The 21,799-nt window shown below is 64.1% G+C and carries 22 protein-coding genes; 13 read left to right on the plus strand and 9 right to left on the minus strand.

The genetic code is table 11. The features are described 5' to 3' along the window. Positions 1-55 precede the first annotated feature (55 nt). Positions 56-1,180 (minus strand): peptidylprolyl isomerase, encoded by a 1,125-nt coding sequence (locus VT84_RS27605; RefSeq protein WP_052555863.1) that lies wholly within the window; start codon positions 1,178-1,180, stop codon positions 56-58. A 159-nt stretch (positions 1,181-1,339) separates the two neighbouring features. Further along, a complete protein-coding gene (locus tag VT84_RS27610; protein ID WP_082841763.1) occupies positions 1,340-2,173 on the minus strand; it encodes a hypothetical protein in 834 nt (277 codons plus the stop codon). Positions 2,174-2,281: 108 nt separating this feature from the next. Between VT84_RS27610 and VT84_RS27615 the strand changes: the two genes are divergently transcribed. Then, positions 2,282-3,271 carry a hypothetical protein gene (locus VT84_RS27615; RefSeq protein ID WP_082841764.1) on the plus strand — a complete coding sequence of 330 codons (990 nt, stop codon included), beginning with the start codon at positions 2,282-2,284 and terminating at the stop codon, positions 3,269-3,271. Positions 3,272-3,284: 13 nt separating this feature from the next. On the opposite strand, the gene VT84_RS27620 is transcribed toward VT84_RS27615, so the two are convergent. Beyond that, positions 3,285-3,512 carry a hypothetical protein gene (locus tag VT84_RS27620; protein WP_052555869.1) on the minus strand — a complete coding sequence of 76 codons (228 nt, stop codon included), beginning with the start codon at positions 3,510-3,512 and terminating at the stop codon, positions 3,285-3,287. A 79-nt stretch (positions 3,513-3,591) separates the two neighbouring features. Further along, positions 3,592-5,145, minus strand: a complete 1,554-nt coding sequence (locus VT84_RS27625; protein WP_157469879.1) for a HEAT repeat domain-containing protein — start codon at positions 5,143-5,145, stop codon at positions 3,592-3,594. Between the two features lie 401 nt (positions 5,146-5,546). On the opposite strand from VT84_RS27625, the gene VT84_RS27630 reads away from it, so the two are divergent. Next, complete coding sequence (locus VT84_RS27630) at positions 5,547-6,467, plus strand: large ribosomal subunit protein uL3 (RefSeq protein WP_052555874.1); 921 nt, start codon at positions 5,547-5,549, stop codon at positions 6,465-6,467. Between the two features lie 728 nt (positions 6,468-7,195). Then, positions 7,196-8,317 carry a hypothetical protein gene (locus VT84_RS27635; protein ID WP_082841766.1) on the plus strand — a complete coding sequence of 374 codons (1,122 nt, stop codon included), beginning with the start codon at positions 7,196-7,198 and terminating at the stop codon, positions 8,315-8,317. A gap of 20 nt (positions 8,318-8,337) precedes the next feature. On the opposite strand, the gene VT84_RS27640 is transcribed toward VT84_RS27635, so the two are convergent. The 3 genes from VT84_RS27640 to VT84_RS27650 all read right to left on the minus strand — a co-directional run bounded on the left by VT84_RS27640 (position 8,338) and on the right by VT84_RS27650 (position 11,161). Beyond that, positions 8,338-8,922: an ankyrin repeat domain-containing protein gene (locus tag VT84_RS27640; protein WP_082841767.1), complete on the minus strand. Its 585-nt coding sequence runs from the start codon at positions 8,920-8,922 to the stop codon at positions 8,338-8,340. A 187-nt stretch (positions 8,923-9,109) separates the two neighbouring features. Next, a complete protein-coding gene (locus tag VT84_RS27645; RefSeq protein ID WP_082841768.1) occupies positions 9,110-10,699 on the minus strand; it encodes a catalase in 1,590 nt (529 codons plus the stop codon). Between the two features lie 102 nt (positions 10,700-10,801). Continuing rightward, positions 10,802-11,161: a hypothetical protein gene (locus VT84_RS27650; RefSeq protein WP_157469881.1), complete on the minus strand. Its 360-nt coding sequence runs from the start codon at positions 11,159-11,161 to the stop codon at positions 10,802-10,804. A gap of 512 nt (positions 11,162-11,673) precedes the next feature. Between VT84_RS27650 and VT84_RS27655 the strand changes: the two genes are divergently transcribed. From VT84_RS27655 to VT84_RS27665, 3 genes are all read left to right on the plus strand, one after another. Continuing rightward, the gene (locus tag VT84_RS27655; RefSeq protein ID WP_082841770.1) at positions 11,674-12,651 is read left to right on the plus strand and encodes a family 16 glycosylhydrolase; all 978 of its coding nucleotides are present in this window, start codon (positions 11,674-11,676) and stop codon (positions 12,649-12,651) included. Between the two features lie 67 nt (positions 12,652-12,718). After that, a complete protein-coding gene (locus VT84_RS27660) occupies positions 12,719-13,216 on the plus strand; it encodes a TIGR02996 domain-containing protein (protein WP_082841771.1) in 498 nt (165 codons plus the stop codon). After that, positions 13,165-13,620, plus strand: coding sequence for a hypothetical protein (locus VT84_RS27665; protein ID WP_052555879.1), 456 nt, complete (start codon positions 13,165-13,167; stop codon positions 13,618-13,620). The genes VT84_RS27660 and VT84_RS27665 overlap by 52 nt, the downstream gene beginning before the upstream one ends. A 21-nt stretch (positions 13,621-13,641) precedes the next feature. Here VT84_RS27665 and VT84_RS27670 read toward each other — a convergent pair whose 3' ends face one another. Beyond that, complete coding sequence (locus VT84_RS27670) at positions 13,642-15,057, minus strand: redoxin domain-containing protein (RefSeq protein WP_052555882.1); 1,416 nt, start codon at positions 15,055-15,057, stop codon at positions 13,642-13,644. Positions 15,058-15,316: 259 nt separating this feature from the next. Here VT84_RS27670 and lspA point away from each other — a divergent pair, with 259 nt between their 5' ends. The 7 genes from lspA (at position 15,317) to VT84_RS27705 (ending at position 19,967) form a co-directional block, all read left to right on the plus strand. Continuing rightward, positions 15,317-15,967 (plus strand): signal peptidase II, encoded by a 651-nt coding sequence (lspA, locus tag VT84_RS27675; protein WP_082841772.1) that lies wholly within the window; start codon positions 15,317-15,319, stop codon positions 15,965-15,967. A gap of 68 nt (positions 15,968-16,035) precedes the next feature. Next, positions 16,036-16,458: a hypothetical protein gene (locus tag VT84_RS42455; RefSeq protein WP_082841773.1), complete on the plus strand. Its 423-nt coding sequence runs from the start codon at positions 16,036-16,038 to the stop codon at positions 16,456-16,458. Positions 16,459-16,641: 183 nt separating this feature from the next. Beyond that, on the plus strand, positions 16,642-17,037 hold the full coding sequence (locus VT84_RS42460; protein WP_082841774.1) for a hypothetical protein: 396 nt from the start codon (positions 16,642-16,644) through the stop codon (positions 17,035-17,037). Continuing rightward, complete coding sequence (locus VT84_RS42465; protein WP_204249652.1) at positions 17,022-17,534, plus strand: hypothetical protein; 513 nt, start codon at positions 17,022-17,024, stop codon at positions 17,532-17,534. Before VT84_RS42460 ends, VT84_RS42465 begins: the two co-directional genes overlap by 16 nt. Before the next feature lie 118 nt (positions 17,535-17,652). After that, positions 17,653-18,159, plus strand: coding sequence for an SET domain-containing protein (locus tag VT84_RS27695; protein WP_162271866.1), 507 nt, complete (start codon positions 17,653-17,655; stop codon positions 18,157-18,159). A gap of 363 nt (positions 18,160-18,522) precedes the next feature. Then, entirely contained in the window at positions 18,523-19,464 is a 942-nt protein-coding gene (locus tag VT84_RS27700) for a DUF1559 domain-containing protein (RefSeq protein ID WP_082843429.1), read from the plus strand. A gap of 68 nt (positions 19,465-19,532) precedes the next feature. After that, positions 19,533-19,967, plus strand: coding sequence for a hypothetical protein (locus VT84_RS27705; protein ID WP_052555892.1), 435 nt, complete (start codon positions 19,533-19,535; stop codon positions 19,965-19,967). A gap of 120 nt (positions 19,968-20,087) precedes the next feature. Here the strand turns inward: VT84_RS27705 and VT84_RS27710 are convergent, their stop codons facing one another. After that, positions 20,088-21,725 carry a serine/threonine-protein kinase gene (locus tag VT84_RS27710; RefSeq protein ID WP_082841776.1) on the minus strand — a complete coding sequence of 546 codons (1,638 nt, stop codon included), beginning with the start codon at positions 21,723-21,725 and terminating at the stop codon, positions 20,088-20,090. Between the last annotated feature and the right edge of the window lie 74 nt (positions 21,726-21,799).

The raw sequence follows: 21,799 nt of genomic DNA on the forward strand, positions 1-21,799 counted from the left end.
TGCAGGAAACGGCGAACGGTCGGTACGAACCGACCGTTCGCCCAGAAGGTCCGATTTACTTCGGCGCGATGGTGATCTGCGCCTTGGGCTTCATCATCGTGATGACGGACTCGCGGAGCCGCATCGCGTAGAGCATCTGCACGTCTTCCTTCACGCCCTTGTCCTCGAACTTCTTGGGCGCGCCCTGGCGCCGCGAGGTCACGAGGATCAGGTGGTAGCCGAACTCGGTGGCGACCACGTCGCTCATCTCATACGGTTTGAGCCCGAACGCGGTCTTCGCGAACGGCTCGACCATCGCCCCGGCGCGCGGGAAGAAGTTCAAGTCGCCGCCGTCCTTCTTGGACGGGCAGGTGGAGTACTCCTTCGCGTAGGCCGCGAACAGTTCGTCGGTCTTGTTGGTCCGGGCCTGTTCCTTCGCGAGCGCGTCCGCGGTGGGCGGCAGCGCGGCGACGGCCTTGGCCGCTTCCTGCTCCACCACCTGCTTGATCCCGCGCAGCTTCTGGGCCGCGTCCTTCTGCTTGGCCTCGTCCGTGCCCGGCGTCATGAGGATGTGGCGCGCGCGGACCATCGTGCCGTCGAACACCTCGGGGCTGCTGTCGAACAGTTGCTTGAGGGCCGCGTCGGTGCCCTGCTGCTGGACGAACTTCTCCCACTTCATCTGGGCCGTCACCTCGGTCCGGAACTCGGCCTCGGTGAGCATCATCGCTTCGAGTTCTTTGGTGTAGTCCTTCTTCGCGTCGGTCAGCTCCTTCTTCAGGTCGCCGATGAGCTTGTTCACGTCCTTCTCGTCGACCGTCACCTTGAGGAGGGTGAGGTACTCGTCGATAAGGGCGTTCTCGATCAGGTGAGCCATGATCTCTTTGCGGGCCATCTCCTTGTGCGCGTCCGGGAACTGGCGCAGCGCGCGGTAAACGGCGACCTCGGGAATGGCCTTCCCGTTAACAGTGGCAGCGGTCCCGGTGGGGCGCACTTCGGGCGCCTTGGCCGCGGGCGTCACGGACGGGGCCACACCGGGGAGTCCGGCAGCGGCGCCGGGTGCCCCACCGACCGGCGGGGTCGCGGGTACACCTGCGGGCGGGGTAGCGGGCGGCGCGCCCGGCGCCGGCGGTTGGGCCGCGGCCGACGCGGTCAGGGCCGAACCGAGAACCAGGGCCGCGGCCCCGCGAATCGACTTGCGCATCTCGGACTTCCTCCAGGCGAATCGGGTGCCCATATCGCCCCCCAAGGCACCCCGGGTTCACAAAGGCCGAGGTGATAGCGTGGGTAAGCGGAGGCGTCAAGTCAGAGTTGCGGGCGGATTCAGGGCCGTTGAACGCCTGGTCTTGGTGAGCCGCGCGTGCTAGCGAGCGGCTGGGGACTTCCCGCGCTTGTCGTAGCGCACGTAGCGGTACGGCGACTTCCGGAACACGTCGTCGATCAGCTCGAACAGGTCCGGGTCGTACTTAGCGAGTTTCTCGCGCGTGTTGATGTCGTTGTGGACACCCGCGTTCGGCGGGCTATTGCAGTCAAAGTAAGATTGCACACCCTCGGCGAAATACTCGCTGGCGTTGGTCGCGGCGTAGGTGTCCTTCCATAACCCTCGCTCGATCGCCCGGGCGTAAGTCGCGCGGAGTCGGGCCTCGAACTTCGGCTCCGCCGTGCGCAGGCCGTACTGGTGGATACAGTGGCCGAACTCGTGGATCAGAATGTTCTCGCGCGGGTACCGGTCGCCTCGCAGGTTCAACAGGTTCTCCTCGCCGCACGACGTGACGCGCCCGCCCAACCCGCGTGCGCGCTTGTCCCAGTAGTCTTTGGGCGTCATGTTCCGCTGTTCGGGTACGTCCGTGGTCATTTCGGTGGGCGCCATCACGACGAACCGGCAATTGGCCTTCACGAGCGCCCGAGTGACGTCGTCACGGTCCGCGAGCATCATCCCAATGAGGTACCGGGCCTCTGCGAGCGCAGCGTCCGATACTTTTTCCGACGCGAGAATGGGAAGCCCTTTATAATCGGCTGCTTTCGCGTAAAAGGGATCGAGTTTAAGTGCTTTGCGGAGCTCCTCCAACACCGGACGGACGATCGCCCGCGGCGCCGGTGCGACGTCACGCGGTTCGGACGCTCCGGCAACGGGCGACAGCAGCGATGCGTGCAGCACGAGAACCGCAACCACAGCGAACCAACGCACGGGGCGCATGGCGATCGTCTCCGGTTCGTAACGAGGACCGCGAATATCGTAACGCACGCGAAACGCACAGGTATGATCGAATCGTGAAACCCATTCGCGTGCTTCCGGGAGAGGGCCATGCGCAGCGCGACCTACGCCAGTCTCGGGGCGATACTCTTCGCGTTCGTTTCCCCCGCCGCCGATCCCAAGCCGGACGCGGTCACAAAAGATCAGATCGAAAGCGACCTGAAGCTCGTGCCGAAGGTGTTCGGCGACACGCGGATCATCGAAGCCGGCACGCAGCCGTACATCGAGTTCAAGCTGGTCAACACCTCCAAAACGCGCACGCACAAGGTGGTGAAGCCCGGTGACGGCTCCGAATGCGGCTGGCGCGATCCGTGGGTTCACGTGACCGCGGAGCAGCGCGGCGTGGACGGCTCGTGGACGGCAATGCAGCGCCAGTCGTTCGGGCGGTGCGGGCTGTTCGATTGGGATTGGGCGAAGGACGTGGTTGAACTGAAGCCGGGCGCGGAACTCGCGCTCTCGGACTGGTACTCGCCGGCGCGGTTCGAGTTCCAGTATCCGGGCAAAGTGCGCCTGACCGGACACTACGCCTACCGCGCCGCTGGCGGAAAAGACGGCAAACCGCGCCCCGACGCCGAGCGCGGACTCATGGCCGGCGTGCCGCTGTTCGAGGTGCGCTCGGAGCCGGTCGAGTTCGAGGTGGTGCGGTCGTTCGACGTCCGCGCCAAGGTGAAAAAGGCTCTGAAAGTCGGTGTCGAAATGAAGGCCAGCGAGGTGATTGAAATCACCGTCACGAACACATCGAACAAGCAGCAAGCGGTGGGCAACATCAGCCAAAACGGTTACGGGGTCGGCATCACCCCGCACTCCGAGAACGTGACCACGATCGTGTTTAAGGACGTACCGGTTTACGGTGCCTTGAAATTCCTGGCGCCCGGCGAAACCGTGACGGTATTCGGCGGCGGGGATTTCGCGGGCAAGGTCGACGGGACGTGGAAAGGCCTCAAGGCGGGTACGGTCCGCGTGCGGGTCAGTTACAGCCTCCCGACCGACAGCTCTGCCACCCACGTGGTGTTCGCCGATACCGAAGTGCGCGTGGAGTGATTGCTGCGATCCGTCAGATTTCGTCCTCGGGTATCTCGGCGAAGTGCTCGATGTGATACCCGGAGTAGATCCTGCCGGACCGGTGGTCCGCAACGACACAGTGACCGGGCATGTTCGGGATCTCGCCGAAGTAGACGTACACCCCGTCCCGGGTAAAGGGATAACGGTCGCGGTACTCAACGGGCAGCAGATCGACTTGGAACCGGACGAGGCTGTACTGACGCGGGTTCGGATGGGGCATAACGCGCTCGGCGGAAACAAAAGCGGGTGTACCAGCACAAAGTTCTGGCACACCCGACAAAAAGTCACGTCCACCCAACCTACGGCAACTGCACGTTTTCCATTACGAACGGCACCTCGACGATTACGGGGCGCGGGCCGACGAGGACCAGTTTCGCGGGAGTACCCGCGTCCTTGCGGAACGTCAGGTTGAGGTTCTGGATCATCATCGTTCCGTCGTCGCTGGAATCGTTGAACGCGCCGTTGTTCTGGGAAGACATCTGCTTACCGTTCGCGTCGAATGCCTGCACGGTCGGGGCCTGAGACGGGCGCGGCGATTCGGGCCAGATCCCGCCGGGGTTGAGTCCGCGGCGCGCGTTCACGGCCCACGGTGAGGGGTGTTCCAGTCGCACCTGGATCACGACGCCCGCGTTGCCCTTCGGCTCGCCTACGGACACCACCGTCAGGCGTGTTTGCCCCGCACCCTCGAACGCCACTCCCGCGTTCTTCGCCAGGTCGGTGATCGTGATGAGGTTTTGATTCGGCATTTGGATCTCGCCGAGTACGTGCCCCTCCATGCGCTTGATGGTGCGGGCGGTGGGAGTGCCGAGTTTCAGCGGCACGTTCACCATGCGCGGGTTCGCAATCGTTTCGGCCGGGATCGGCATCCCGGTCCGCGGGTCGAACCGCCCTCCGAACCCGCCCCCGAATCCCCCACCAACGAACACCGCCCCGCCGCCCCACGCGGCAACGCCCTCGAACTCTCCCCCCTGCGCGACCGGCCGGGCGGTCCCGGCCCCGCCCAGGCGCCCGGCGTCGTCGACGAGTTTGTGAACCTTCACCCCGACCACGTCCTGCCAGTTCAGGCCCGGGAGCGGCGCGACGTCGAAGCACAGAGTCGTTTCGCCCGTACCGAGCGTAACGCGGTGCCCCGAGAACGTTCGCGGCATCACGAGCACGCGGACGGCCGAGTCGCGGGCACCGGGCAGGCGCTCACCCTTGCCGTCAATCAGCACGATGGGCACCGCGTCCGGGAGCGGGACCGTGGGCGGCGGGACGTACACCCGGCGCCCGTGCGGTTGCTGTTTGGGCACGGCGAGTTCGAGCCGGTGCGCTTCGCACAACCCGGCCGCGGCGCAGAACTGTTCGAGCGCCTCCCACACCGGAACCTCGCCCGCGGTTACACAGGTCACCTTCCGGAGCGGGTCCGCGATTCGGGCCGGGTCGAGCGCAAGGTTCAGTTTGGTGCGCGTTTTCAGGTCGTTGATCGCGCTGCCGAGCGGCATGTCGCGGTACGCGAGCGCGATTTTCTTCGGCACCAGTATTTTGCTGCTGTCCGAACGGCGCTCGAGTTTGAAGAGAATAACGGCCGCGCGCTGGCGCACTTCGGGGTTATCCGATTTGCCCGCGTCGCGCAGCGGGGCGATCGCCTCCGCTCCGGCCTTCTCCAGTTCCGAAACGGCCGATTCGCGGTCGCGGAAGTCCTCGGCCCCGAGGCGCGCGATCAGTTGTGCGATCCGCGATTGAGTAGCGGCCGCGGGCACCGGCGCCGATACGCTCGTTCCTGGCGCCGCTGGTGCGGGTGCTGGAGGATTTCCGCCAGCAGAGCCGATGGCCAGCCCGCACGTCCCGATCGCCGCGAACAGCCGCCTCATGTTGTGCCCCTTCAAGATGTGGAGAAGCGACTCAATACTACCCACGGAGTCAAGCCGTTCGCAACCGGCCAGACCGCGCGAGTTACGATTCGTGTGAACCGGTGACACGTGTGCGGCCGGGCGAGGCGCGAGCGATTATTACGCCCGATTCCCCAGCGCCGCCCCGCCGCCTCTCATCTTCTCCAGCCGCAATCATGACGCCCGCCCCGTCGATGTCCAACTCGCGAACCGACTCGTGCGCTGGCGCCGCCCGGTGCGCACTGGCCGGAACCGACGCGACCGCTACAATTTGTACTCCTACACGCCCGGCACAAAATCCGGCTGATGCGCGACGCGACCGCGTCGGGTGCAGGCCGGCCGGGGTGAACATGAGCCGCCGCGTGCGGCCGAAAGGTGCTTCGATGTCTCTCGGGTTGATTGGCTACAAAGTCGGGATGACGCAGATCTTCACCGCCGAAGGTAAGGCCGAACCGGTCACGGTGCTCCAACTCGGGCCGTGCCCCGTGCTCCAGATCAAGTACCCCACCGCCCAGAGCGAGCGCACAGGCACCGTCCGGAAGGACGGCTACACCGCGGTGCAACTCGGGTTCAAGGACAAGAAGCGTAAGAGCGCGACCCGCCCGGAACAGGGCCACGTCGCGGCCGCGCTGAAGTCGAAGCGCAAGGACGTGCGTCAGAAGGCCGGCGTGGTGCTGCCCCCGAAGGCGGACTGCGAGCCGCAGCGCGTGATCCGCGAGTTCCGCCTCGACGTGGGCGGCGCGTTCGTGGACACCGCCTCGGTGAAGGCCGGCCCCGCCGAAGCGACCTTCAAGGTCGAGCGCATCAAGGTGAGCGGCGAGGGCGCGACCAAAAAGTTCGAGGCGTACAGCGAAGAAATGACGGTGAAGGTCGGCGACAAGCTGACCATCGATCAGGTGTTCAAGGACGTGCTCGCGGTGGACGTGATCGGCACCACGAAGGGCCGCGGGTACTCGGGCGTTATGAAGCGCCACAACTTCGACGGTATGCCGGCCGCGCACGGCTCGAAGAAGAACCACCGGCAGCCCGGTTCGACGTCGTCACTCGCCAGCAACCGTGGTAGCGGCCGCCCGAAGAAGGGCCGCAACCTGGCCGGTCAGTACGGGAACGAGCGGGTCACGATCCGCAACCTGACCATCGTGAAGGTGGACACGGAGAACAACCTGCTGCTGATCCGCGGCGGCATCCCGGGGTTCCCCGGCGCAGTCGTTCAGGTCCGCCCGACGAACAAGGTCGGCCCCGGCTCGCCGAAGGCCAAGACCAAACAGCGCGAGGCCCCCGCGGTCGCGGCCAAGAAGAAGTAATGCACCGCTAACGTGCGACGCGACGCCCACCCGCAAACGGGTGGGCGTCGTGCGTTTGTGGGCTTGTCGAGCACGCGAATCGGTGCAGTGACTGATTCCACTTCAGGTCGAGATGCGTCACATCTCAAGCAGTGACACCAAGCTGTTGAGTTCTCGTGGTTGCGCAACTGCACCCGCTCGTTAGCACGCGCGGTTCGTCTAAGCGCCAAGGCGAACGGCCGGTGTAAGCCGGCCGGTGAGCGGCTCGAAGCCGCTACAAAGCACATTTGGCGCCCTTGTTCATAAGGGCGCCGGGGCACCGCGCGGTTGGTGAACCCCGCCCGCAAGGGCGGCGGGTTGCTTGATCCACCCGCATTCGGGCGCTCCTTGTACTCCCGCTCGGGCTTACACCCGCCGCCCTTGCGGGCGGGGTTCACCAACAACCGCACAACAACCGGTTACCGCAGATTCTACCGGCCGGCTCACACCGGCCGTTCGCCTTGGCGCTCAGGCGAACCGCGCGTGCTAACGAGCGGGTGGACGCACCGTCAGTGACGCCGCGTATTCTTGTGTGAGTGAAACCTGCATTCACCATCCCAGGTATTCAGAGAGCGGGCGCCGGAATCGGTTTGTAACAACAGCAGATGTGAGCCGCGAATTGCGTTAGATGAGCTTACTGATTGGGTAAAACAATTCGTGTGCGAAACGAATGTCTTAAGGACGGATCTCCACAACATGGGGTATCAGCCATGTCTAACGTTCTGGTGACATACACGAACGACACGAAGAAAACTGAGTCCTACCGCCAATTAACGAGTTGGCTCCGAGAAAGCACTTGTCACGAGCATCACGCTTTGGCTGAGCGGCTCGATGAAGACCACATTGAATTCCCCTGCGCCGCTTCAAGTGACTCAGCCGCGATTCAGCGTGGACTCGCGGAAGGGCCGGAACAGTTTGCTGGGGTCGTAGCCTTCACCAACGAGGACGCACAGCGAGGCTACGCGCTGGCGTATCGCAGGGGTGAGCCGGAACCGCGCCGAATCCCTCTCACAGTGCCGCATGCGAAACTGAACGCAGAACGGGAGCACCCGCTTTCGCGCCCCCAAGTGTTCTCCAACGCGCTCAAAGTCGCGACCGACTTCGCGGCCGAAAGTGGGTCGTCGATTGTTTTGGTCGTCAAATCTCACGGCGACCAAAACCTTGCGCTGACCGGTCTGATGGCCGAGTTGCTTGAAGCTCGCTCTAGCGAGGAACTGCTTTGGGCGCTGGATGCGTGCCAACCAAATGCCCCCGTCGTAGCAGAACAAAGAGCCCTGGGGCGGAACCACATGGGTCGTGCGTTTCTGGGTCAGCGTTTCTTAGGGCACGCACTTCTAGGTCGATACTTCCTGGGGCACCACAACTTGGGGCGATATTTCTTGGGTCGCCACCACATGGGGTTCAACGGCTTGGGGTTCAACATTTTGGGTAAAAATCAGCTAGGGAAGAGTTTGCTGGGACATCGGCATCTCGGACACAATATTCTTGGGCGCATCCTACTCGGCCACGAGCTTGGCCGCGCGCTTCTACTCGGCCGGTATCGTAACGGGGTAGGCACGTCCAAGTGGGAATTCGCCACGCGGCTGAAGGCGGCCTGCAAGCGGGGGCGGATCGAGATAGTCGCAATCGAAGCGTGTGACGCGCGCCTTCCCGATCCGATCGTGAGGCATCTGCCCTCCACGCTCCGGGTACTCACGCTGACCGAACCACAGTCGTACACGAACGTCAATTACCCGGCCGTATTCGACCGAATGCGAAATGGGAACCAGTCGCTCCCGGATGCGCTAACAGGCGTGCTGTTGGAAAACGGGCTGTTCCAAAGGCAACGGTGAGCACGCGAACGGCGCCGGGCCTACTTCTTCGCCCGCGCGCCTTCGACTAACTTCACGACGTCCTTCGCCCCCTGCGTGCGGGCCAACGAGAGCGGCGTGTTGCCGGCCGTGTCCGCCGCGTCGGGCTTCGCCCCAGCGCACAACAGGTACTCGACCATCTCAGTCCGCCCCGTCAGGGCCGCGAGCATCAGCGGCGTCTTACCCGTTTCACTCGCGCCGTTTACGTCCGCTCCAGCCGCGACCAGCAACTTCGCGAGCGGCACGCTCCCCTTAAACGCCGCTCCGTCCAGCGCGGTGAACCCCATCTTGTTGCGGTGCCCCAACCCGGGTTTCGACTGCTTCAAAATGATTTCGACCGCATCCGCATGCCCGTAGTAGGTCGCGAGAATCAGCAGCGTGTCGCCGCGGGTATTCGCCTCGTCCGCGGGGAACCCGGCGGCGAAATACTCCTTGAGTGTCTTGGCGTCTCCTTCGCGTGCAGCGCGGAACGCGAGTTCCTTGAGTTTGGCGCGAGTCGCATCGTCGAGCACGACCGGGGCGGCAGGTGCGGACGGAGGCGAGGACGGAACAGCGAGCGCGGTCGACAGAATCAGAGACGCGAACATGGATCGATCCTCGGGTATGGGAACACGAATCGTGCGGTTCGTACCCGGGGTTGAAACCCCGGGCTATTACCGGTGACGCCGTTGGCGTCCGAAACACCATGCCTTTTGGACCCCGAATGGGGTCACCGGGAATAGCCCGGGGTTTCAACCCCGGGTGTGGTCTCGGCCCACCGGCGCAAGTGGAGTGCTACTTCACAGCCAGCGTCTTCGCGATCGTTTCGACGTCGGAGGCATCGACCCCGACCGCCTTGGCCAACCGGGTGCCGTAGTCGGCGTCGGCCGCGTAGAAGTGAGCTACCATCTTCTTCTTCACGTCCGCGTTCTTCACTTGGCCCAGATCGCCCGCGAGGTTCTTAATCAGGTTCGTCTTTTCGGTATCGGTGAACGACCGGTACAGTTCACCCGCTTGCCGGAAGTTCAGCTCCTTGGCGATCGGTTGCTGCTGAACGGTACCGCTGAGCGTGAGCTTGCTGTACTCGGCCGACGCGGTATCGCGGCGCCCGCCGACCACGCTCGGCTCGTAATTCACGTCGCTTGCGGTGTGACCGAAGTTCATGGCCCCGGCCTGGTTGTTGTTCGCCACCGACGCGAGCGGCCGGTTCACGGGCAGCATCAGGTAGTTGGTGCCAACGCGGTACCGCTGGGTGTCCGGGTAGCTGAACAGCCGCCCCTGGAGCAACCGGTCCTCGCTCGGTTCGATCCCCGAAACCACCATGCCCGGTGCGAATGCGGCTTGTTCGGTGAACTCGAAGAAGTTGTCCGGCACCTTGTTCAGCGTCAGCGTGCCGAACGTCACCTCCGGCACCCCGGTCCACACCTTCGTCGCGTCGAGCGGGTCGAAGTCGAACTTACCCAAGTCCTTCGGGTCGAGCATTTGAACACACAGATCCCAAGCCGGGAAGTTCCCGGCCCGGATGTTCTCGTACAGGTCTTCGGTGTGCCCGCTGTGGTTCTTGGCGCTGGCGGCTGCGGCTGCTTCCGCGGTCGCGGGCTTGTGGCCCTGCTTCGAGCGCCAGTGAAACTTCACGTAGGTCACCTCACCTCGCGCGCTCACCAGTTTGAATGAGTGGACGCCGAACCCGTCCATCTGCCGCAAATTCGTCGGCGTGCCCTGATCGCTGTACACGAACGTGAGCATGTGCGTCGATTCGGGCTGGTGGCTGAAGAAGTCGAAGAACCGGTTGGGGTCTTGCTGGTTGGTGACCGGGCTGGGTTTGAGGCTGTGGACCATGTCCGGGAACTTCATCGCGTCGCGGATGAAGAACACGGGCAGGTTGTTGCCCACCAAGTCCCAGTTGCCCTCCTCGGTGTAGAACTTCACGGCGAACCCGCGCGGGTCGCGGAGCTGTTCGGGCGAGCCGCCCGGGTGAATCACGGTGCTGAACCGGAGGAACACCGGGGTCTTCTTCCCCTTCTCGGCAAACAGCTTGGCCTTCGTGTGCTGCGAGAAGTCCCCGGCGCTCACGAACTCGCCGTGCGCGCCGACCCCGCGGGCGTGGACGACGCGCTCCGGGATGCGCTCGCGGTCGAACCGCGCGAGCTTCTGGATGAGGTGGAAGTTGTCCAGCGTGACCGGACCGTTCGGCCCCGCCGTGCGGCTGTTCTGGTTGTTACCGACCGGCTGCCCACCGTCCTCGGTGAGCGAGCGCGGTTGAGAAGCGGGTACGGCGGGCGCGGGCGTGCCCGGGACGGGAGCGGGCGGTTGGGCCTGAGAATACGCCACTGCGCCGACGAGAGCGGCAGCAAGGGCCGGGCGGAAAACACGTGCGACGGACATGAGCACCTCCGGGGCAAGAAACCGGGTCGAACGACCTCTTCACCCAGAATAGCCGCGCACGAAATAAGTTAAACCCGATCCAACCATCGTTATCCATCGCCATTACCAATTGGAAATCACGCCGCACGCAACGAGTGCCACACGGGAATGCTCCACGCGCTCGTTGGCACGCGCGGTGCGCCAAGACTTGAAGCGAACGGCCGGTGTGAGCCGGCTGGTGGAACCTGCGGTGACCGGTTGTTGTGCGTTATTGGTGAACCCCGCCCGCAAGGGCGGCGGGTCGCTCGATCCCGCAAGGGCAGCGGGTCGCGCCTTGTGCTCCCGCTCGGACTTACACCCGCCGCCCTTGCGGGCGGGGTTCACCAACCGCGGTGCCCCGGTGCCCTTACAGAACAAGGACGCCAAATGTGCTCCAGCATCGGCTTCGAGCCACTCACCGGCCGGCTCACACCGGCCGTTCACCTCAAGTCTTGGCGCACCGCGCGTGCCAACGGGCGCATGGAATTACGCATTTGAATCCTGTCAATCCTGTTAATCCTGTCAAAAAACGTTTCTTAACCGAGTCGCATATTACTACCCAACACATCACTGGCACAAACTGGCAAAATCGAAACAAATTGAACGCATGACCAGACGCTTGGCCGGCGTATAATGGGGAACCTGACGGGCCAGTACGCAAGCACAGGGTAAAAGCGAAGTGATCGCACGCGGAATTTGCCAGAATACGGTTTCTCACAAGATACTACCACCAAAATATTTACGATGAATACGCACCACTTTACGGCCCCAGAATGTTAGCAATTGTTAGCCGTTATTAACGGGCGCCCGAGTTCACGAGTTGCGGCGCCCAGATTCTCGTAAGACGCGGTCGCGTGTCGGAACCGGGGACATACAAACACCTGTGAATGAAACGCGATACGCGCCGGTTCGTCGTGAGTCGGGCGCGGGCGTTTCTCAACAGGAGTGCTCTCCCAATGCGTGTCCCGCGCGTCCTGGGGCCGATGACATGTGCGCTACTCGCCGCGGCGGTCGCCCCCGCGGTGCTCCCGAAGGCGGCTGAACCCGGCCCCGCACCCGACGGGTGGAAACTGGTCTGGAGCGACGAGTTCGACGGGAAGGAGATCGACCGGTCCAAGTGGGACTTCGAGTTGGGCAACGGGTTCTACAACTACGACGCGAACATGTGGATCAGCGGGTGGGGCAACAACGAACTGCAATACTACACGCGCGAGCCCGAGAACGCATTCGTCAAGGACGGCACACTGCACATCCGGGCCATCAAGGAATCGTACAACGGCTGCGGGTACACCTCCGCCCGGATGAAGTCTCGCAAGCGCGACGGGAGCGAGCTGTTCAGTAAGAAGTACGGCCGGTTCGAGTTTCGCGCCAAGCTCCCGACGGGCCAGGGCGTGTGGCCCGCACTCTGGATGTTGCCGCAATCCGACAAGTACGGCACCTGGGCCTCGTCCGGCGAGATCGACGTGATGGAAGCGCGGGGCCAGGAGCCGACGAAGGTACTCGGCACGCTCCACTACGGCTCGCGCTGGCCGAACAACGCGCACAGCAGCAAGACCTACGATCTACCGAATAAGGGGACGATCGCGGACTTCCACGAATACGCCCTCGAATGGGAGCCGGGGCAGATCAGTTGGTCCGTGGACGGCAAAGTGTATGCGACCCAAACGTCCTGGTGGAGCAGCAGTAAACTCGACGGCGATAAGGGCGTGAAGCCGCGCCAGGAATCGGACCTCAATGCGTGGCCGGCGCCGTTCGATCAGCCGTTCTACCTCGTGATGAACGTCGCGGTGGGCGGGAAGTTCCTGGGCAACCCGGACAAGAATACGAAGTTCCCGGTGGAGATGGTGGTCGATTACGTCCGGGTCTACGACAAGGTGGGCGGGTACGGCGCCACCAAGCCGCGCGGCCCGGGAGCGCTCCCGTTCGGGAAATGAGCCGCGAACACAAATTCGGTGACGCGGGCGACTTCGATCGGCTCGCGCAAACCCTGGAAGGTGCCACGTGAACGACGATGCAGCATTCACTGCGGCTCTCGTTGCCGACCCGAACGACGATGCCACGCGACTCGTGTACGCGGACTGGTTGGAAGATCGAGGGGACGCGCGAGGTGAGTTCCTTCGGCTCCAGCACCAACTGGCGTCCGTCCTGGGACGCATTCAACACGTGCGTCCCCAGGTCGAAACGCAGTGGGCCAGCAGCGTTGCGATTCGGCGCGACCTGATTATTCGCGCCTTCGATGCAGATCAACGCCACACAGTGACAAAGCTCGCGCGGTTACACGCTGGCATGATGCTCGAACAGGCGCGGGCGTTATTATCCGATCTGCCTGCGGTGGTGCTGCGGGATCTGCCGCTGGAAAGAGCCGAGGCGCTGCGCCAGGAGTTCGCGAAGGTCGCTATTGTTACGATAGAACGGCCCGCGCCAAAACCAGCGCCGGAGGAACGCTCGTGGCCCGAAAGCGAATCGGCGGCCTGCCCGCCCGGTACTCCTTCATCCTGAACCCGTACTCCGACGTGCGGTTGAGCAAGTGCCCGCGGTGCGAGAAGCTGACGCACATGCGGAAGTTCCCGCTCCTGATCGACATCAAGGAGTACGGCCCGCTCGCGCTCGGCAAGACGTGCCGGTACTGCTCGAAGTGCGAGTTGATTATGGCCCACAAGAACGAACTCGACGCGGAGATCAATCACGCCATGACGCGCCTCGCCCCGGCCGCGGTCGGGAATGAGTACGTGGTGTTGGGGACGATGGAACGAAAGGTGTGGCAGCAGGGATTAACGAACAGCAAGCCACTGGCCGAGGCACTTGAGCACTTCGCCGAATTCAAGAAGGTGCTGACGCTCGAAGTTCAACCGGGCGGGTGGTTCCCGGCCGAAGGCCCCAGAAAAACGAACGGCGCGGGCTAACAGCCGCGCCGGGCCAACTCGCTACTTGATGAGGCCCTGTTTGATGGCGGCTTCGAGTTTGGCCGTGTCGCCGGGGTGCCCGTGCCACAGCACCTTGCCCGCCGAGTTGAGCAACACGGCCGTCGGGTAGCGATTGACACCCAGGCGGTCCCGGACGCTGCCCGGTTTCACCGGTTCGATGAAGACCGCGTAGTTCAAGTTATGGTCTTGCGCGTACTTCCCGGCGGCCGCGGCGCGCTCCTTTTGGGGCAGGTCGTCGCACAACACGCCCATCACCTGGAGCCCGTTCGCGCCGTAACGCGACTGCAAGTCCTTCAGGATCGGGATCACCTTGGGGCAGTGCAGACACGACGACTCCATGAACTCGACCAACACGAGCGAGCCGTCTTCGATCATCGAGTCCGAGTCCCAGGTGCGCTCCATTGGGTCGAGCAGGGTGAACTTGTCGGCCGTGCGCCCCGCGTTTGTGCCCATCGAGGAACCGCTTCCCCCCACCGGATTCACTGGCGGCGGCAGCTTCGGCACCGGCGGGCCGTTCGGGTTGGGGATGCTCGCGGGGGGCGGCGTGCGCGGGTCACGCGGGCCGTCCGCAGTGGACTCTGGACGAACTGGTTTCGGCGAGGGCACCAGATCGTCCGGCCCCGGGACGAGGCCACTCGGCGGCGCAACGCCGGGCGTTTTGGGCGGGGGTGCTGCGTTGTTCGCGCTGCCGATCGTTGCAGGCGGCACCCCGGTCGTCGGACCAGCCGGCCCCCACGCATCGCCCGGTGGTTTGGGACGAACCGGCTGAGGGGTCGACGGCGCGGCCCCCATCGGCGGGATGTAGTCGCTGCCCTTATCCGAGGGTTTCGGGGAGGGCGGGAAGGTACCCGTGGGCGGGGCGACGTCGTCGCGCAAGAGGATCAAGAGGGTCGCGTTCGGAACCTTCGTTTGGGCACCGCCCGATAGTTGTTTGCCGTCCTGCGTCGCGATGGCCGTAACTTCGTAGCTCTTGCCCTGCTTGAAACCGGGGGAGAAGAAGTACCCCTCCGCGTCCGTGTAGAGGCCCACTTCGAGTGGAGTCGCCGGCGCCCCGACCTGCTCGACGCGCACATACACGTTGCGCGCCGGTTTGCCGTAGGGATCGAGGACGCGACCACCGAGCGAGTCTTGAGCCGCAGTCTTCGGGTCGAAGTTCGGGTCTTTGGGGTTCGTCGGACCGGTGGATTTGGGAACGCTCGTGCCGGAACCGGGGAGCCGGTCCATGTTATCGAGCCACGTGGGGGTGTTTTTCGCGAGGTCGCCGCGCGCGTCTTTTCCGTCCTTGCTCGTGTCCTTGTTCTTCAGGCGCCCGGCCCCGAGACCGGTCGGGGTTTTGTCGCCCGATTTGTCCGTGGACTTGCACCCGACGAGTGCCAGTAACGCGGCGACGATCAACCCGGTACCGGCGAGCCTCATTGAACAGATCCTCCTCGGTCCCGGGCGAACGGTCGGGCGGCTCGCGCGTAAGAATTACACACCCAGCGCATCATTCCCGCGCCTCTCCTGTTGGTCAAGGCCACCCGCGGAGCGGCCGCTCTGGGATCCGTGTTGAGTTTGACGGTACGCACGGGTATAGCGGTTTGTCCAGCGCCCGCGATTCTTGACTGGCCCGAACAGCGGGCGTATCGTGACTTTAGACCGCTAACGATCAAACATTGCCCGGACGGATGTTCTCATGGCCGACCGCACGTACCGCTGGGTTCTCGTCACGTTGGCCGTGATCGGTTTGAGCGCGGACCAGGCGAGCAAGTACGGGGTGTTCAAGTGGCTCTACCGGGACGGTGCGTTGAGCAGCGGTATCGGTAACGAACACGACATGGTGCCGGGCTGGTTCAAGTTCATTGCCCAGTTCGATCCCGACGCGCCACTGTGCGACTGCGGGTTCTCCGCGCTACAAACGTGGAGCGCGCCGATCATGCCCCGCGTGAACCACGGGGCGCTGTTCGGCCTGGGACAGGGTCAGAAGGGGAACGCGAACGGCTTCTTCGCGATCATCAGCGTCGCGGCGGCCGTTGCGATCGTCGTTTGGGGAACGCGCCGACATACCGCCAGCGAGCGGGGGCTGATGGTCGCACTGGGGCTGATCCTCGGCGGTACCATCGGGAACCTGTACGACCGACTCGTGTTCGGCGGGGTGCGGGACTTCCTCTACTTCTACCGCATCGAGTGGCCGGTGTTCAACGTGGCCGACTGCTGCCTCGTCGTCGGAGCCGCACTGCTCCTGATCCAAGCGATATTCGTCCCCTCCGTACCCGAAACGACCGCGGCCACGCCCGCGCCGACCGAGTGCCCTGCGCCCGCAATCGCCGAAGCCCCCAAAACCTAGGCCGGCAAACGTAACTGGTTCATTAGTGGCCAATTTTGTAGGCATTGGGTCACCGAAGGGGATGGCCCATGAAGACGGCGAAGACGGCCGAGCCGACGATCACCCACGACCTGACGCCCGAGCGGACGACGTGCCCGCGTTGCGCCCGGCCGATGACCGCCGACTACGCCAACCGCCGCACCCTCCACACCCTGACCGGTGTGACCCGCCTCAATCTGACCATCCGGCGGTGCCACAACACCGCCTGCGCGGCCCACGAGAAGCCGTACCGGCTCGAGGCCGAGGGCTCCTTCGCGCTGCCCCGGCACGAGTTCGGGCTCAACGTAGTCGCTCTCATCGGGCGCCTGCGGTACGCCGAGCACCGGCCCCTCCCCGAGATCCGCGCGCACCTCGTCGGACGCAAGGTGACGGCGTCCGACGAGGTGCCACCAACCGGCTCGACCGGTACGACGAGCTCCGGGCCACGTCCCTCACCGACAACGCCCGTCTGAAGGCGCTCCTGGCCGCCCAGAAGGAGGTGATCCTGGCCCTCGACGGGCTCCAACCGGACGTCGGGCACGAGATCCTGTGGGTGATCCGGGACATGCTCAGCGGCGAGATCTTGCTGGCCAAGAGCCTGTTGAGCGTCCGGAATCAGGACCTTGCCGCGTTGCTATCGGCGGTGAAGACCGCCTGTGGCGGTGCCCGTTGCCGGGGTCACCTCCGACGGCCCGCACTCGATCCGCAAGGCGGTCGCCAAGGCGCGGCCCGGGGTGCCGCACCAGTTGCGCCAGTTCCACTACTTGCGGGAGGCCGCCCGCCCCATCTACGAGGCCGGCCGGCACGCCAAGAAGGCGGTCCGCGGGGTGCGCGAGATCGAGCGGAAGGTGGAGGACCGGGCCGGGGTCGAGGTGGTGCGCGGGTACTGCGCGGCCGTGCGCAGCGCCATCACCGACGACGGGCGGCGGCCGCTGGACTCGGCCGGGCGGCGCTTGCGCGGGCGGCCGGAAGCGGTGGCGGGAAGCCTGAAGAAGCTGTGCGCGGGGAGAAAGGGGCGGCTCGGGAGCGGACCCGGTTGCACAGGCTGGTGAGTACCGGGCTGGAGGGGACGGCCGAGCTGTTCGCCCCGGTGGAGGAGCTGTTCGACCGGGTGTACCGGGTGGCCCACGAGCTGAGCAACCACGAAGCCCTGACCCTCTACCGGCGGCACTTCGAGCCGTCTGTGGCGCTGGCCGAACCGCGGGTCATGGTCGGCGTCAACGCGGTCGCGGCAGACACACACGACGAGGCTCATCGGCCATTCACGTCGGTTCAGCAGGCATTCTTGAACCTGGTTCGCGGGGCAACTGGGTTACTCCCACCTCCAGTCGAGTCGATGGACGGCCTGTGGTCACCGATCGAACGGGCACACGTTGAGCGCATGACGCTGTGCTCCGCGGTCGGCTCGGCGGATGTGGTGCAACGCGGGTTGGAAGCCATCGCCGAATCGACCGGGGCGGACGAACTGATCGTGACGGGACAAATCTATGACCACGCCGCCCGGCTCCGATCGTTCGAGTTGGTCGCGGAAACGCAACGCGGAAAATAACCGACGAGCTGGTGCGGATAACCCACTCGATAACCTGCGAGTACCCGCGCGAACCTCGGCAATGTTACGCGCGTCTGCATCGGATCGTTCATTTCGCCCAACTCGCACGGTAACGAGTATGCAACTCGCGTCTTATCGGTCGCCGAAAACAGTTATCAGGCAAAGCGGAATCGTCGGTCGGGGGCTGTTCGCGACCGAGCCGATCGCCCGCGACGAAGTTGTGTGCGTGAAGGGCGGCCATTTACTCGATAAAGCCAGCCTGGAGCGTCTGAAAGCGGTCGTAAGCGACGCCGATATGCAGATCGCTGACGATCTGTTTCTTGCACCGACAACGGCCGAGGAATTCGAGTCGGTGATGATGTTCCTGAATCACTCGTGCGAACCGAACGTGGGCGTGCAAGGACAGATCGTGTTCGTTGCGATGCGGGACGTGAAAGCGGGCGAAGAGCTGACACTGGACTACGCCACGATCGACCACGACGCCGAACCGATGCCGTGTCAGTGTGGGGCCTCAACCTGTCGCGGATTGGTGACGGGAAGCGACTGGCAACTCCCGGCCCTTCAGCGAAAATACGAGGGCTATTTTGCGTGGCACTTGCAACGACGAATACAAATTGGGCGGTAATATAGGCGCCGATCGGTACGAGAACTGCTCCTTGTCACACCTACTTCAACAGCCTGAATAATGAGAATCGGCGTCAAAGTGGCGAATACCACCGGCGTGCCGCGGGCTAACAAGTTGTGCGCGAAACCGAGTGTAGACTCACGGTTCAGCCAAGACAATCAATAAAACGAATGATTATATTTGCTAGTTGAGTTGACACGTCTTAATCGGAGCCGGCAAGTTCATAGGTATTTCGGTTGGACGACCAACTCACGTCCGGGCCGGTTAGCTCGCGAGCCGCGGGCGTCTCGGACCGGGTTCATAGCTGCAAGTCAGTGAGATCCGTGTTTCGCCCAATCATTTCATTTTATCGTAGGGGGCTCCATGCGCCTGGGAACCAAAACAGCCCGCGGGTTCACATTAATCGAGCTACTGGTGGTGATCGCGATCATCGCGATCCTGATCGGGTTACTGCTACCAGCCGTGCAAAAAGTCCGCGAAGCCGCGGCGCGTATGAGGTGCTCCAACAACCTCAAACAGATCGGGTTGGCGTACCACAACCACGAGAGCACGTTCGGCTACTTCCCGACGGCCGGCGGCCGGTGGTGGGATCCGGCCAACGGCCCGATCCCGGCCAAGTCCGCGGTCAGCCCGCCGGCCCTCGATCTGACGACCCAGTTGGCCGGGTGGCAGTTCCAGATCCTCCCCTACATCGAACAAACGAACCTCTGGAAACTGTCTCCGGTGTCGACCTCGGCGGCCGATCAGACGCTCGGCCGGAACGCGGCGATCGACAAGGTCGTGGTCCCGACGTACTCTTGCGCGAGCCGCGCGCTCCAACCGTACTCCAGCCTCAACGAATCCGGTCGGATGATCTTCCGGGCCGACTATGTGAGCAGCTACGGTACGTCGGGCGAGTACGACAACCCGCACAACGGAATGGACGTCGATAATTTCGAGGGGCGGTTGACCGTCACCGGGGTCACAGACGGGACGTCGAACACACTCATGGTCGGTGAGAAGTACATCCCGATCAACCGATACCAGAGCGACGACTGGGGGAGCGATCCGATCACCCGGGGGCACGGGTGGGGGGTGTGCCGGCGGACCTGGGATCTGCCGATCCCGGATAACATCGGGCAGCGTGACACCTCGACCAACTGGAATTACGGGGCTAACGAGCGGTTCGGATCGGCCCACCAAACCGGTATGAACGTGGTGTTCGCCGACGGCTCGGTCAAGCACCTCCGGTACAACATGGACGTGAACGCATACCGGGCGATCGGCACCCGTAACGGCAGTGAGGTGGTACCGGGCGACCTGTGACCCGCTGCCCCGGTCGGGCGGGTCGCAGGTACCCGCCCGCGTTCCTCTCTCACCGCCAAGGAATTACCATGCTTCGCCTCAGTCTGTGCTTGTTTCTCGTCGGCGTCGTACTCACTTCAGCCGGGTGCAGTTCGTCGGCCCCGCGGCAGTACGACGACCAGACGGTCGCCGCGTCCGATATGTTCCGCAAGATCTCGACCGCGTACATGCAGGCGTACCGAACGAAGAAGAAGCCCCCCACCCCCGACGATCTAAAGCCGTTCCTGAAAGAGCACGGCGAGACGATCGCGTCGCTCGTATCCCCTCGGGATCAGAAACCAATCGTGCTCGTCCCGTTCGTACCGGACAACCGGTTGGGCGAGGGCGAAGAACCGATCCTGGCATACGAAGCCGAGGGCGTAAACGGGGAACGGATGCTCGTGGACAGTCGCGGCTTGGTTCGCGTCGAGAAAGCCGAGGACTTCGCCCGCATCAAGTTCCCCGGTGGCCACAAGCCGAAATAACGTCCGTAGCTGCGAACAGACGGGCGCCGGCGCTAGCAGTAGCTCCTGCGCCCCTTGTTGAAGTTCGGCAACCCGTCCTTCTTCTGCGGTTGACTATGGCGGTCGAGTATCGGTGGGTACCTACTTCCCAACGCGCTGTGGGGAACGGAGTTGCTCTAGCACAGCGGGTTCGAGCCGGGTCTTGCCGAGGTTCGTGGCGTTACGGTTGAGTGCGTCCGAAACGGCGTGACTCAGGTCCGGGTAGCGGAGGAGCGTGCCGCTCACGCTGAACGTCGGGCGCTCGAACTTCGGCATGCCGGGACCACCGAACTTCGGTTGGTCCTGTGCCACATCCAAAAACAGCTTGTTCGACGGCTCCGGCTTGTTCTCGTGGGCCAGCACCACCGCCAGCCCCAAACGCCCCGCGACACCGGCAGTGCGTGCAGCGATCGGGTCGCGCCACTCCCGCTCGCGACCGCGAAGGCGCTCGAACCGGTCGTTGGCTTCCGGTAAGCGCCGTTCCTTCACGTAGAGCAGCCCGAGTTCGACGGACGCCTTGATCGCGTCGTCCGGTTTCGTGCCCTCGGTGTTAAGAACCACGAGCAACTCGCGCTCGCGCGTCGTGTTGAGCCGGTCCGGGGAGCGCACGTCGGGCAACCCCGGACCACTACTCGCGCCCGACGGCGTGTGCGCGGCGTCGGCGGACGGGTTCGTGCCGGCGTACAGGAACACCCCCCCGACCGCGGCGAGCACGCACGCGGCCCCGATCAGGAGCCACTGACCCCACCGCCCTCGGTGTTCGGAAGAGAGCACGGGAGCTTGCGTGAGCAAGGACGACGAGTCGCCCGCTCCCAGCGCAAGCACCTTCCCGGTGTTTTGAGAGAGGGAAAATTGCGCGGTCCCCGTCATTAACCCGCCGCGCACCTTCATCAGGTCGCGGAGCACGTCGCGCGCGGACTGATAGCGATCCTCCGGCTTCTTCGCCATCATCTTGTGGACCATGCCGCACAGTTCCGTGGGCAGGTCAGGCCGCAAGCCTGAGAGCTGGCGCGGTTGCTCCTGAACGTGCTTCAGCGCCACATCGAACGCAGACGTGCCCCGAAATGGTGGCTCCCCCGCGAGGAGGTGAAAGCACGTCACGCCGAAGGAATAGATATCGCTGCGGTGATCGACCGCGTGCCCCTGCACCTGTTCTGGGGACATGTACAGGGGCGTACCGAGCGTGACGCCGCTCTGCGTGATGTTCGTGGCCGGCGTTTCCCCCGCGAAGAACCGGCTCAGACCGAAGTCGGTGACCTTCACCTCGACCTTCCGCGTCACCAGGATGTTCTCGGGCTTGATGTCGCGGTGAACGATGCCCTGTTCGTGGGCCTTCTGGAGCGCGAGCGTGACTTGCCGCACCACACTCAGGGCAATCGGCAGATCGGGCGGTCCCTTGCGCGCCAGGTAGTCGCGGAGATTGCGCCCCTCCACGAACTCCAGCACCATGTACCGGACCCCGTCGGACTCGCCGATCTGGTGGATGTGAACGATGTTGGGATGGTTGAGCTTCGCGACCGCCTGGGCCTCGGCCTGGAACCGAGCCAGCGCGGTGAGGTTCGCGTTCAACTCGTCGCGGAGCAGTTTGAGCGCGACCTCGCGTTTCAGCGACGTTTGGCGGGCGAGGTACACTTGCCCCATACCGCCCGCTCCGATCCGGCGGAGGATGTGGAAGTCCCCCAGCGTGCGGCCGGTCAGGTCCGGTTGCTGCGGCGCGGTTTGCGGCTGGGTATCCGGCATGGTCCGGCTCGCAGGAGGTTCAGCAAAACCGCCGTGTGGGGGTGTCAATTAAACGCAACGGGTTGTTCCGCAGC

Origin of the sequence: Gemmata sp. SH-PL17, assembly GCF_001610855.1 — a bacterium.
Lineage (GTDB): Bacteria > Planctomycetota > Planctomycetia > Gemmatales > Gemmataceae > Gemmata > Gemmata massiliana.

Bases quoted from the DNA above. Each gene is read 5' to 3' on its own strand.
- VT84_RS27615 (WP_082841764.1), top strand. From the start codon at position 2,282: ATGCGCAGCGCGACCTACGCCAGTCTCGGGGCGATACTCTTCGCGTTC.
- VT84_RS27700 (WP_082843429.1), top strand. From the start codon at position 18,523: ATGCGCCTGGGAACCAAAACAGCCCGCGGGTTCACATTAATCGAGCTA.
- VT84_RS27640 (WP_082841767.1), bottom strand. From the start codon at position 8,922: ATGTTCGCGTCTCTGATTCTGTCGACCGCGCTCGCTGTTCCGTCCTCG.
- VT84_RS42455 (WP_082841773.1), top strand. From the start codon at position 16,036: ATGAAGACGGCGAAGACGGCCGAGCCGACGATCACCCACGACCTGACG.
- VT84_RS27635 (WP_082841766.1), top strand. From the start codon at position 7,196: ATGTCTAACGTTCTGGTGACATACACGAACGACACGAAGAAAACTGAG.
- VT84_RS27670 (WP_052555882.1), bottom strand. From the start codon at position 15,057: ATGAGGCTCGCCGGTACCGGGTTGATCGTCGCCGCGTTACTGGCACTC.
- VT84_RS27705 (WP_052555892.1), top strand. From the start codon at position 19,533: ATGCTTCGCCTCAGTCTGTGCTTGTTTCTCGTCGGCGTCGTACTCACT.
- VT84_RS27620 (WP_052555869.1), bottom strand. From the start codon at position 3,512: ATGCCCCATCCGAACCCGCGTCAGTACAGCCTCGTCCGGTTCCAAGTC.
- VT84_RS27610 (WP_082841763.1), bottom strand. From the start codon at position 2,173: ATGCGCCCCGTGCGTTGGTTCGCTGTGGTTGCGGTTCTCGTGCTGCAC.
- VT84_RS27695 (WP_162271866.1), top strand. From the start codon at position 17,653: ATGCAACTCGCGTCTTATCGGTCGCCGAAAACAGTTATCAGGCAAAGC.
- VT84_RS27655 (WP_082841770.1), top strand. From the start codon at position 11,674: ATGCGTGTCCCGCGCGTCCTGGGGCCGATGACATGTGCGCTACTCGCC.
- lspA (WP_082841772.1), top strand. From the start codon at position 15,317: ATGGCCGACCGCACGTACCGCTGGGTTCTCGTCACGTTGGCCGTGATC.
- VT84_RS27625 (WP_157469879.1), bottom strand. From the start codon at position 5,145: ATGAGGCGGCTGTTCGCGGCGATCGGGACGTGCGGGCTGGCCATCGGC.
- VT84_RS27710 (WP_082841776.1), bottom strand. From the start codon at position 21,725: ATGCCGGATACCCAGCCGCAAACCGCGCCGCAGCAACCGGACCTGACC.
- VT84_RS27605 (WP_052555863.1), bottom strand. From the start codon at position 1,180: ATGCGCAAGTCGATTCGCGGGGCCGCGGCCCTGGTTCTCGGTTCGGCC.
- VT84_RS27645 (WP_082841768.1), bottom strand. From the start codon at position 10,699: ATGTCCGTCGCACGTGTTTTCCGCCCGGCCCTTGCTGCCGCTCTCGTC.
- VT84_RS27630 (WP_052555874.1), top strand. From the start codon at position 5,547: ATGTCTCTCGGGTTGATTGGCTACAAAGTCGGGATGACGCAGATCTTC.